At 68.9% G+C, this 11,041-nt stretch carries 8 protein-coding genes; 1 reads left to right on the plus strand and 7 read right to left on the minus strand.

All coding sequences use genetic code 11. The annotated features are described in order from the left end of the window. Positions 1 to 44 precede the first annotated feature (44 nt). The 4 genes from ASF44_RS09425 to ASF44_RS09440 form a co-directional block, all read right to left on the minus strand. Positions 45 to 1,601, minus strand: a complete 1,557-nt coding sequence (locus tag ASF44_RS09425; protein WP_056898970.1) for a class I adenylate-forming enzyme family protein — start codon at positions 1,599 to 1,601, stop codon at positions 45 to 47. Positions 1,602 to 1,776: 175 nt separating this feature from the next. Next, positions 1,777 to 4,560: a LuxR C-terminal-related transcriptional regulator gene (locus tag ASF44_RS09430; protein WP_056898971.1), complete on the minus strand. Its 2,784-nt coding sequence runs from the start codon at positions 4,558 to 4,560 to the stop codon at positions 1,777 to 1,779. Positions 4,561 to 4,703: 143 nt separating this feature from the next. After that, positions 4,704 to 5,882 (minus strand): ABC transporter substrate-binding protein, encoded by a 1,179-nt coding sequence (locus ASF44_RS09435; RefSeq protein ID WP_156374430.1) that lies wholly within the window; start codon positions 5,880 to 5,882, stop codon positions 4,704 to 4,706. Between the two features lie 112 nt (positions 5,883 to 5,994). Then, positions 5,995 to 7,155 carry an acyl-CoA dehydrogenase family protein gene (locus tag ASF44_RS09440; protein ID WP_056898973.1) on the minus strand — a complete coding sequence of 387 codons (1,161 nt, stop codon included), beginning with the start codon at positions 7,153 to 7,155 and terminating at the stop codon, positions 5,995 to 5,997. A 139-nt stretch (positions 7,156 to 7,294) separates the two neighbouring features. On the opposite strand from ASF44_RS09440, the gene ASF44_RS09445 reads away from it, so the two are divergent. Further along, the gene (locus ASF44_RS09445) at positions 7,295 to 7,888 is read left to right on the plus strand and encodes a TetR/AcrR family transcriptional regulator (protein ID WP_082524635.1); all 594 of its coding nucleotides are present in this window, start codon (positions 7,295 to 7,297) and stop codon (positions 7,886 to 7,888) included. Position 7,889: 1 nt separating this feature from the next. Here ASF44_RS09445 and ASF44_RS09450 read toward each other — a convergent pair whose 3' ends face one another. From ASF44_RS09450 to ASF44_RS09460, 3 genes are read right to left on the minus strand one after another with little or no spacing between them, the layout of a single operon-like run. Beyond that, positions 7,890 to 9,044, minus strand: a complete 1,155-nt coding sequence (locus ASF44_RS09450; protein ID WP_082524636.1) for an ABC transporter substrate-binding protein — start codon at positions 9,042 to 9,044, stop codon at positions 7,890 to 7,892. Positions 9,045 to 9,085: 41 nt separating this feature from the next. After that, positions 9,086 to 10,132: a branched-chain amino acid ABC transporter permease gene (locus ASF44_RS09455; RefSeq protein ID WP_056898976.1), complete on the minus strand. Its 1,047-nt coding sequence runs from the start codon at positions 10,130 to 10,132 to the stop codon at positions 9,086 to 9,088. After that, positions 10,132 to 11,004 (minus strand): branched-chain amino acid ABC transporter permease, encoded by an 873-nt coding sequence (locus ASF44_RS09460; RefSeq protein ID WP_056898977.1) that lies wholly within the window; start codon positions 11,002 to 11,004, stop codon positions 10,132 to 10,134. The genes ASF44_RS09455 and ASF44_RS09460 overlap by 1 nt, the downstream gene beginning before the upstream one ends. Positions 11,005 to 11,041 lie beyond the last annotated feature (37 nt).

The following is an 11,041-nucleotide window of genomic DNA, read 5'->3' on the forward strand; positions in this document are numbered from 1 at the left end:
AAAGAGCGGCAGCGCACAGGCGCCAGGACCAGGGCAACGGCAGCTCAGCCAACGCGGCGCGCCTGACCTTCCCAATAGGGCGCGCGCAGCCTGTACTTGAGCAGCTTGCCGGCGCCGGACACCGGCATCTCGCTGCGGAATTCGACGCTGCGCGGGCACTTGTAGCCTGCAATGCGCGGCCTGCAGTGCGCGATCACCGCCGCCTCGTCGACCTGCGCCCCCGCTTGCAGCACCAGCACGGCATGCACCCGTTCGCCCCATTGCGCGTCGGGCACGCCGAACACCGCACACTGGGCCACGCCGGGCAGCGACAGCACGGCGGCCTCGACCTCCACCGAGTACACGTTCTCGCCTCCGGTCACGATCATGTCCTTGAGCCGGTCGACGATGTACAGCAGGCCATGGGCGTCCAGCCGGCCGGCATCGCCGGTGCGCATCCAGCCGTCGTGCAGCGCCTGCGCGGTCAGTTCCGGCTGCCTCCAGTAACCCTGCATCACGCCGGGGCCGCGCAGTTCGATCTCGCCGATCCGGCCGGTCGGCAGCTCGTCGCCGTCGGCATCGACGATGCGGACTTCGCAACACGGCGTGGCCAGGCCCGCTGCCAGGTGGAAGCCCTGCGCCCGTCCCTGCGCCGTGTGGCACCGGTGCGGCAGCGCCACCGCAATGCCGGAGGTCTCGGTCATGCCGTAGAACTGCGTCAGCTCCACGCCCGGCATGCGTTCGACCGTTTGCGCGAGCAAGGTGCCGTCGATCGGCGAGGCCCCGTAGAACAGGCGCTGCAGGGACGAGAGGTCGGACGCGCCGAACGCCGGCGCGTCGAGCACGCGGCGCAGCATGGTCGGCACCAGCGCGGCTTCGACCACGCGCTCGTGCGCGATCAGGTCCAGGAACGCATCGGGATGGAAGACGGGCAGCATCAGCTGCGTGTCGGCGCACGCCATCGCCTGCAGCACCACCGCCATGCCGCCGACATGGAACATCGGCAGCGCGTGCAGGCAGACCACCCCCGGCGCGCGGCCGGCCACGCAGACCGAGGCCAGGGTCGACGCGTACAGGCCCGCATGCGTCAGCACCACGCCTTTTGCACGGCCGGTGGTGCCGCCGGTGTAGAACAGCACCGCGGGCTGCTCGCCGCCAGCGCGCGCGTCGGGGAGCGCGGACGCGGCCTGCGGCAAGGCGTGGCCGTCCAGGAAGCCGGCCGGCGCGCGTTCCTCGCCCAGATAGACCGCGGTCAGCGGCTGCGGGATCCGCGCGCGCGCCGCCGCCATCAGCGGCAGGGCGGCGTCGTCGGCCAGCAGCACGCGGGTGTCGCTGTCCTCGAGCACGAAGCCCAGCTCCTCGGGGCTCAGCCGCAGGTTGATGGGATGCAGGATGGCCCCTGCCCACCAGGCCGCGTAGAACGCTTCCAGGCAACGGTCCGTGTTGCCGCACAGCACGCCGAGGCGGTCGCCCGGTTGCACCCCCAGCCTGCGCAGCGCCCCGGCCAGGCGCTGTACACGTGCGAAGAGTTCTGCATAGGTCTGGCGACGCGCACCGCAGATGGTTGCCGTACGGTCGGGATGCTCGCGCCGTGCCTTGTGCAGCGATTGCGTCAGTTGCATGGATCAGCTTTCTCGTCGGTCGTGGTCGATGGGTGACCCGGCGGATCTGCATCGGCCGGCCCTGCTTGTCTCCAGACTGCGCTGTGCGTGCAGCCGGTCGCAGTGTGGCGGCGTGCCATGGCTGGAAAATCGTCGCATGCGACGATCCGCGCGGGCCGGCCGTGCCGGCCGCTCCTCAGTCGATCAGGCGTTGGCGCCGCGCTGCCTGCACGGCCTCCATGCGGTTGCGCACGTCCAGCTTGACGTTGATGTTGCGCAGGTGCGTGCGCACCGTCGTTTCCGCCACGAACAGGCGCTCCGCCATCTGCTCGTTCGACAAGCCCTGCGCCGCCAACCGCAGCACCTGGGTCTCCTTGCCGGTCAGCACCTCGGCCGCTGTCGGCTGCGCGCCGCTGGATGCCTGCGCGCCCGCTCGGACCGCCAGCGGATCGACCTGGCGTCCGCTCTGGCGCAGCAGGGCTTCGATGAACTCGTCCGGGCCTTGCGCGCCACCGTCGATGGTTTCCTCCAGCAGCACCGTGGGCGACTGGTGCAGTTCGTGCAGCAGCGCCATCAGCCCGGGGCCCTCGTCCAGGAAGGCACGCACATAGCCTTCCGACGCGGCGAAGCGCACGGCCTTGGCCAGCACGCGCATGGCCTTCTTGTGCTGGCCGTCCTGGTGATGGGCCTGCGCCAGCAGCAAACGCAGCGTCAGCATGCGCCGCTCGCGGTACACCCGCTCGGCCTGGTCCAGCGCCGTGCGCAGGCTGGCAACGACCTCGGCGCCGTTGCCCTGCGCGATGGCACAGCGCGCCGCCGCCACGTCGGGTGTCTCGACGTCGTTGGCGCGCATCGCCATGCGCGACACACGCTCCCATAGCGCGCTGTCGCCGCAACGTGCCAGCTCGGCCCGCGCGGCCGCGATCCGGCCCTGCACGGCCAGGATGCGCACGCGCTCCAGGCGCGCACTCGCCACCGCGCGCGGCAGCTGTTCGCGGTAGCCGATGTGTTCGAGTTCGGCCAGCACCTGCAGGGCCCGCTCCCCCTCGCCACGGCTGAGCACGATACGCGCCAGCACCACATGCGCCGTGATGATCTGGTCCGGCACCCCCACGCGGCGGATCAGGGGCACATTGACACTGAGCAGGCGCTCGGCCTGCTCGCAACGTCCCGCTTCGTACAACGACTCGGCGAGCAGCGCCGCCGCCATGGTGTTGCCATTGGTGGCGCGCGCGCCGCTGGCGGCGCCGTTGCGCACGGCCAGGCGCAGCCGGCCGAGCGCCTGGCGCAAGCGCCCCTGGCCCAGGTCGACGGCTCCTTCGACGGCGTCCGACAGGATGAAGCTGAAGCGCCCCTCCTGTGGCGCCTGCCGTTTGCGCACCGCATCGACCAGGCGCAGGGCATGGTGGTAGCGCCCGCTGTACATCGAGAAGGTCGCCATGGCGATCTCCAGCACACTGCGTGCGAACGCGAAGGTGGCATTGGACGGCAACCGGTCGAGCACCGCGTTGCCCAGCGGGTCGGCTTCGTCGAACCGGTCCATCACCGCCAGCAGCAGTGGCCGCATGACCAAGCGGTGGGCCTGGATCTGCGGGTCGCAGGTCTCGGCGCGCTCCAGCCATTCCAGCAGCGGCCAGGCATGTCGGCCGCCACGACCGAAGCACACGGCCCATGCGTGGATCGCGCGCAGCATCGGCTGGCCGTCCAGTGCGCCCTGGGCCACCAGCGGGTCCATCCAGCGCAGCAGCAGCCGCACGCGCCCCTGCTCCAGCAGCTGCGGCGCGTGCGCCTGCAGCAGTGCGATGGCCTGGTCCAGCGCACCGGTCTGCAATGCGTGGCCGATGGCCGGCACCGGGCGCCCTTCCCCGAGGTACCAGGCGCATGCCGCGTGGTGCAGGGCCGGCACCTGGTCCGGGTGGTAGCGCTGCAACTGCCCGCGCAGGAAGTCGGCGAACATGCCGTGGTAACGGTAGGCGCCCCCGCTGCCCTGCACCGGCACCAGGAACAGGTGGGCGCGCTCCAGGCGCTGCAGCACGGTGTGGCTGTCGTCGCGGCTGCACAGGTGGTCGCAGATCGCCGCGTCCAGCTGCCCGAGGATGCTGGTGCGCAGCAGGAACAGGCGCACGTCCTCGGGCTGGCGCGCCAGCACGTCCTCGACCAGGTAGTCCACCACCGCCGTGTTGGAGCCCGAGAAGCCGGCGATGAAGTCGCTGGGGTTCTCGCGGTGCTGCAGCGACACCGAGGCCAGCCAGACCGCCGCGGCCCAGCCCTCGGTGCTGCGGTGCAGGCGCTCGATGTCGTCGGCCGATAGCACGTCGCCGTGCAGCGCGCGCAGCATCTGCCCGGTCTCGTCGGCCGACAGGCGCAGCTGGGTCGGGTCGATCTCGAGCAGGCGGCCGCGTGCGCGCAGCCAGCCCAGCCCCAGCTCCGGCACGCCGCGCGAACCCACGACCAGCTGCACGCCGCGCGGCAGCTGCGCGATCAGCGCGTTGACCAGTCCCAGCACCGCAGCGCTCTGCAGCGCCTCGAAATCATCCAGGAAGAGCGTGAACGGCGCGGGATGCGCGGCCACGCGGTCGATCAGGTCCAGCGCCCTGCCATCCAGGTCCGACCAGCCGCCGCCCTGCAGGGCTGTCAGCCCGGGCACCAGCGGGTCCAGCGCCGCCGCCAGCACGGACAGAAAGCGGCCGACGTCGTTGTCGGCGCTGTCCAGCGTCAGCCAGGCCGTGGGCACGCCGCTGTCCGCGAAGCGCTGGCGGACCTGCTGCATGGCCGTGGTCTTGCCGAAGCCCGCCGGGGCGCGCAACAGGATCAGCCGGGCGGCGGCGGCGTCGAAGATCTGGTCGCACACCACGGTGCGCGGCACCTCGAAGGACTGGCGCGACGGTGGCTGCAGCTTGGCCGCCAGCGCGCCGGCGCGCGCCGGCTCGCGCAGGGCCGCGGCAGGCACGGCGAACGGGGTGCCGTTGAAGGCAGGCATCGGCCTGTGGGTGTTCGCGATCGCGTGCATTCTGTTGCTCCGTGGCGTACGTGCAAGGCCGTCGGCGAGCGGTCGTGCAAGCGGCCCATGCTCGGGCAAGCCAGGCCACGCCACAAGCCTCGCCCAGGCTCCGAGGTCCGCGGCTAGTTCATCTGGTCGTAGTCGAGCACCACCTTCCAGCGCCCGTTCTGCAGCTGCGACAGCCGCACCTTGTCCGAGCCCAGGTGCTGGGTCGGCGAAAAGCGCATGGGCGGGTTGCCGAAGATGTCGCCCGGCACATCGCTCAAGCCCTCCATGGCGCGTGCGAAGCTGTCGGTGTCCAGCGCCGTGCCGGCCTTCTCCAGCGCACGGCCCATGAGGTCGATCATGGTGTAGCCATAGACCGAAAACACCGTGGGCGCTTCCTTGAACCGGGCCTGGTAACGGTTGGCCCAGACCCGGATCGGCTCGGAGGCGTCGTCCAGGTAGGGGTGCTGAGCCGTGGTGGCAGCATAGAAGCCGTCCATGGCCTTGCCGCCCAGCCTGGGGATCAGGTCGGTGTAGGCCGAAGAGGCGGCCAGGAAGGTCGGCGCGTAGTCCAGCTTGCGTGCCTCGGCGATGGCGCCCACGGTTTCGCGGATCAGCGTGCCCATGACCACGAAGTCGCAGTTGGCCGCCTTCAGCCGCGCCACCTGGGACGAGAAGTCGGTGGCGCCACGCTTGAAGCTGGTGCGTTCCGCCACCTCGGTGCCCGCGAGCTGCAGGCCGGCCTCCGCGCCTTTCACCACTTCGTGGCCGTAGTCGTCGTCCTGGAACAGCACGCAGGCCTTGCGCGCATTGCTGCTCCTGTACAGCTTGGGCACGACCGCACGCACCTGGTCGAAGTAGGAAGAGATCATCGCGTACTTGAGCTTGTGCAGTGGCTCGTACATGTCGCGCGACAAGGCCATCGGAAACAGGTTGAACACGTTCTTGGGGAACTGCACCTGCATCGCGGCCAGCGTGTGGACCGTGCCAAAGGTGCCGACCACGGCGAACACCTTGTCCTGGTTGACCAGCTTCTGCGCCGCCAGCACGCTGCGCTTGGGGTCATAGGCGTTGTCCTCCACCAGCAGGCGCAGCTTGCGGCCGTGGATGCCGCCCTTCTCGTTGATCTCGGCGACCCGCATCTGCAGGCCGTTGCGCACGTCCTTGCCGTAGCCGGCCACCGGGCCGGACAGGTCGCTGATGGAGCCGACCAGCACCTCGTTGGCCGAGACACCCTGGGTCTGTGCCAGGACGCAGGCAGCGGTCAGGGAGAACAGGGGCGCGGCCAGGCAGCGCGCAAGCAACACGGGTTTCATGCCCATCTCCTTCGTGGTTGTGATCGGCGCTGCAGCGAATCTAGGCTTCAGGCCTGGGCGGGATATCGTCCGATCCGACGATCCCCGGCCCGGATCAACCCTGGCGTCGACCTCACATGCGCTTGGCGACTTCCTCCAGCATCACCTCGGTGGCGCCGCCGCCAATGGTCAGGATGCGCGCATCGCGCGCCATGCGCTCCACCGGTGTGCCGGTGATGTAGCCCGTGCCGCCGTGCAGCTGCAGGCAGGTGTGCACCACCTCCTGCAGCGTCTCCGCGCCGAAGGCCTTGAGCATGGACACCTCGCGCACCGTGTCCTTGCCCTCGTCGATCATCTGGGCACACTGGTAGGTCAGCGCCCGCACGGCCGCTGCCTTGGCTGCGACCCAGGCGAGCTTGTGGCGCACCACGGGCTGCTCCCACAGCGACTTGCCGAAGGCCTGCCGGTTGCGCAGGTAGTCCACCGTCAGTTCGATGGCCTTGGAACAGGTGCCTGACGCCAGCCCGCCCACCACCAGCCGTTCGTTCTGGAACGTGCCCATGATGTAGTAGAAGCCCTTGCCCTCCTCGCCCAGCAGCGCATCGTGCGGCAGTTGCAGGTCGTCGAAGAACAGCTCGGCCGTGTCCGACGAACGCCAGCCGTGCTTGTCGAATTTGCGCGCCACCTTCAGGCCGGGGTTGCCCTTGTCGACGATGAACATCGAGATGCCGCGGCTGCCCTTGGCCTCGGAATCTGTGCGCGCCGCCACGATGTAGATGTCGCCCAGCACGCCGTTGGTGATGAAGGTCTTGGAGCCGTTGATCACCCAGCCGTCGGCGGTCTTGACGGCGCGCGTCCTGATCGCGGCGACATCGGAGCCGGCGTGCGGCTCGGTCACGCAGATCACGCCCACATGGCTGCCCGCGCAGGCCAGGGGCAGGTACTTCTGCTTCTGCGCGGTCGAGCCGCGGTGCGCGATGTGGGAGATCGACATGTCGCTGTGCACGGTCAGCGCGGAGGCCACGCCGCCGTACGACGAACGGGCCAGCTCTTCGGCAAGCACGACCGAGGCCATGGCGCCCATGCCGCCGCCGCCGAACTCCACCGGATGCCGCATGCCAAGGAAGCCCAGTTCGCCCAGCGCGCGGAACACCGAGCGCGGGATCTCACCGGCCGCCTCCCAGGCATCGCCCTGGGGCACGATCACCTCGTCGACGAAACGGCGCACCTGCTGGCGCACCATGCGCAGCTCCTCGCTCAGCACATCGGGCTCGTTGAATTCAAACGCGGTCATGTGGAATGTCCCAGGGGTTCTGCCATCGGCGTTGTTCTGACGGCGGCTCGCTATAAATTAACCGCCACGTCGGTCTATTTTAGAAGTCGAGGCCGTCTGCGCGCAAGCGCGTTGCTAAACTCGCCCGACTGGAGAAGCCATGCCAAGAGTGCGTTCGGACGACTACGAGACCAAGAGCCAAGCCATCATGGACTGCGCGGCCGCGCTGTTCGCCAAGGAGGGCTATCCGGCCGCCAAGATGCAGGATGTGGCCAAGGCCTGTGGCGCGACCAAGTCGATGCTGTACCACTACTTCCCGACCAAGGACGACCTGCTGTTCGCCATGCTCGAGGAGCATCTGCAGCGCATCATCCAGGGCCTGGACGAAGCGCTGGCGCAGCCCGGCACACCGCGCGAGCGCCTGCAGGCATTGGTCGAGGTCTACACCCAGAAGTCGGCACAGACGCGCAGGCGCCATGTGGTGGCGATGAACGACGTGAAGTTCCTGCCCAAGGCCCAGCAGGCGCCGCTGCTGGCCCTGCAACGGCAGTTGACGGAGCGCGTCGCACAGCTGCTGCGCGCGCTCCATCCCGGCCTGCCCGACGAGGTCTACAAGCCCTACACCATGATGCTGCTGGGCATGCTGAACTGGACCGACCTCTGGTACAAGCCCTCGGGCAAGGTCAAGCCCCAGGAACTGTGCGACCGCATCACGCGGCTGTTCCTCAAGGGCCTGCTGGCCGAGAAGGCCTGAATCAGTCCATCGACTTGTAGGTCACCGCAGCCGGGTCGGCCTTGAGCAGAAACAGCTTGGGCGCCGCCAGATGGTTGGTGGCGCTGAAGCTGATCGGCGTCATGACGCCCGTGTCCAGCTTGTCGACCTTGGCCAGTTCGGCATTGGTGCAGTCCCAGCTCAATGCCTTGCCGCAGCGCCCCATGGCGTCCAGCAGTGCGCGCGTCGACGCGTAGCCCGTGAAGGTGTAGCGGTTGACCTTGGCGATTTCTTCCGGCGACAGGTACTTGGCCAGTTTCTCGCCGAAGGCCTTGCCCTGGGGCGAGCTTTCCAGGTAGACGTAGTCCACCGTGTAGACGTTCTCGCCCGCCGTGCCCATCATCTTGGCGCTGGCCGGCACGCGCGACACATAGGTCACGCCGACCGGGATCTTGTGGCCGATGCGCTCCAGCTCCTTGGTCATCACGATGTTCTCGCCCAGCACCCCGCCTGCCATGAGCGCCTCGGCACCGGCCTGCTTGAGCTTGAGCATCTCCGAGGAGAAGTCGGACTGGCCCTTCTTGAAGATCTGCGAGGAGACCACCTGGAACTTCTTCTCCTTGGCCGCGCGCTCGAAGCCCTGGCGCACGTTGTCGCCGTAGTCGTCGTCCTGCGAGACCACGGCCCACTTCTTGTTCGGGTAGAGGTCTGCCATGCGGCCGACCAGTTCGGCCACCGCGTCCGCCATGTCGTAGCCGACCGCAAAGACGTTCTTGATGGTCGGCCGGTACAGGCCTTCGTAGGTCGTGATCGGCGCCATGGCGGGAATGCCCGACTGCTTGAGGACCGGCATGGCGGCCTGCGCCTGCGCGGTGCCAGAGATGGAGGTCAGCGCGAAGACCTTGTCGCTGTTGACCAGCTTGCGCACGCCCTGGATGGTGCGGGACGGCACATAGCCATCGTCCTCGGACAGCAGCCGCAGCTTGCGCCCGTGCAGGCCGCCCGCCGCGTTCACCTCCGCCAGCGCCAGCTTCACGCCCAGGTTGTGGGCCACGCCCAGCAGCGCGGGTGGCCCGGTCAGCGGCAGGATGTCGCCCAGCAGGATCTCGCTGTCGGTGACGCCCTGTTGGGCCATGGTTGGCAGCGCCGTGCAGGCGGCAAGCACGCCGGCGGCGAGGGAAGTCAGTCTCCTGTTCATGCGGGGGCTCCTGGTGGTGGAAACGGGGAAGGTGGCGGGAATCAGTAGCGCAGCGGCCAATGCACCCAGGTGTGGCGCAGGTCGTGCCACATGCCGCGCAGTCCGCGCGGGTCGAAGCGCAGGAAGCCGATGATGGCCAGGCCATACAGGATGGTCTTGACCTCGTGCGCACTGGTGCTCATCACATCGGCCAGCCGGCCGCCGAGCAGGCCCGTCAGCACCCCGAAGACTTCCGGCAGCGTGACGATGAAGATGGTGCCCAGGACCGCCCCCAGCACCGCACCGATGCCGCCGACGATGATGATCGCCAAGGCCTCGATGCTGAGCAGAAAGGGATAGCCTTCGACCGAGACGATGCCCATGTACATGCCCATCAGCGCGCCCGCCACACCGGTCAGGGCCGCGCTGATCAGGAAGGCCAGCAGCTTGTAGCGCACCAGGCTGATGCCCATGGTGCGGGCTGCGATGTCGTTGTCGCGCAATGCCATCAAGGCGCGGCCGATGTAGGAGCGGCGCAGGTTCAGCACCAGCAGGATCGCCAGCGCCGCCACCGCCAGGCAGAACCAGTAGAAGGCCTGGTCGCTCGCCAGGCTCATGCCGAGCAGCACGGGCCGCTCGACCATGATGCCGCGGCCTGCACCCGTGAAGGCGCCGCCGCCCAGGATGCCGGCGCTCACGATGTGGCTGAACGCCAGCGTGGTGATGGCCAGGTACAACCCGTGCAGCCGCAGCGACGGCACGCCCACCAGCAGGCCGAAGGCCGCGGGCACCACGGCCGCCAGCCCCAGTGCGGCTTCGGGCGGCAGCCCCAGCCGAGCGACGCCGATGGCATAGGCATAGCCGCCCAACATCAGGAAGCCGACATGCCCCAGCGAGATCAAGCCCGTGAAGCCGGTCAGCACCATCAGCCCCAGCGCGCCGACCGTCGTGTAGAGGATGATCGTCAGGTGCGACAGCAGGAAGTTGCCGACGAACAGCGGTGCTGCCGCCAGTCCCAGCAACAGGACCGCGCACCACGCCTTGACGGCCGGCGAGTCCGTCAGGACCAGCAGGTCCGCGTAGCCTTGTTTGAAGTAGCCGCTGCGCATCAGACCCTCTCGATCCGTTTTTCACCGAACAGGCCGAACGGCCGCACCATCAGCACCACCAGGATCAGCACGAAGCCCGCGATTTCCTTGAGCGTGCTGGGCAGGTAGCCGCCGACCAGGTTTTCGAGCACGCCGATCACCAGGCCGCTGAAGCCAGAGCCGAGCACGGCGTCGAAGCCGCCCAGCACCGTGGCCGGGAAGGCCTTCAGGCCCAGCTCGAAGATCGTCGGCGCCAGCCCGTAGATCACGGCGAAGAACGCGCCGGCCAGCGCGGCCAGACCCGACGCCGCAGCCCAGGCGACCGCCTGCACGCGGGCCGTGGAAACGCCCATCAGCCGCGCCGTCTTCTCGTCGGCGGCCACTGCGCGCATGGCCACACCGAAGCGGCTGCGGCGCAGGAAGAACCAGAAGCCGGCCAGCGCCAGCAGCAACACGGCCACCACCGCCAGCTGGCTGGCCCGCATGCCGACATCGGCGAAGCGCACGATCGTGTCCGCACCGGCCACCTCGAACTTGTGGGGCGCGGCCCCCCAGACCATGGTGACCAGCGAACGCAACACCACGGCGAGGCCGACGGTCACCAGCACCACCGACAGCACGGGCTCGCCCAGCATGGGCCGCATGACCAAGCGCTCGCACACCAGCCCGAGCAATGCGCCGATCAACACCGCCACCAGCACCGTGGCGACGGCCCCCGTGCCGAACGTGACGGCGATGGACCAGGCGGTGTAGGCGCTCAGCATCCCCATCTCGCCCTGCGCGAAGTTGACGATGCCGGTGGCCTTGTAGATGACCGCGAAGCCCATGGCGACCAGGCCGTAGATCGCGCCCACGGCCAGGCCGGAGATGACCAGTTCGATGAAGTAGCTCACTGAATCACCTCCGTGCTGCGCACTGCGGTGCGCGCTT

It is taken from the genome of Pseudorhodoferax sp. Leaf274 (assembly GCF_001422445.1).
Lineage (GTDB): Bacteria > Pseudomonadota > Gammaproteobacteria > Burkholderiales > Burkholderiaceae_C > Pseudorhodoferax.

Bases quoted from the DNA above. Each gene is read 5' to 3' on its own strand.
- ASF44_RS09425 (WP_056898970.1), bottom strand. From the start codon at position 1,601: ATGCAACTGACGCAATCGCTGCACAAGGCACGGCGCGAGCATCCCGAC.
- ASF44_RS09430 (WP_056898971.1), bottom strand. From the start codon at position 4,560: ATGCCTGCCTTCAACGGCACCCCGTTCGCCGTGCCTGCCGCGGCCCTG.
- ASF44_RS09435 (WP_156374430.1), bottom strand. From the start codon at position 5,882: ATGAAACCCGTGTTGCTTGCGCGCTGCCTGGCCGCGCCCCTGTTCTCC.
- ASF44_RS09440 (WP_056898973.1), bottom strand. From the start codon at position 7,155: ATGACCGCGTTTGAATTCAACGAGCCCGATGTGCTGAGCGAGGAGCTG.
- ASF44_RS09445 (WP_082524635.1), top strand. From the start codon at position 7,295: ATGCCAAGAGTGCGTTCGGACGACTACGAGACCAAGAGCCAAGCCATC.
- ASF44_RS09450 (WP_082524636.1), bottom strand. From the start codon at position 9,044: ATGAACAGGAGACTGACTTCCCTCGCCGCCGGCGTGCTTGCCGCCTGC.
- ASF44_RS09455 (WP_056898976.1), bottom strand. From the start codon at position 10,132: ATGCGCAGCGGCTACTTCAAACAAGGCTACGCGGACCTGCTGGTCCTG.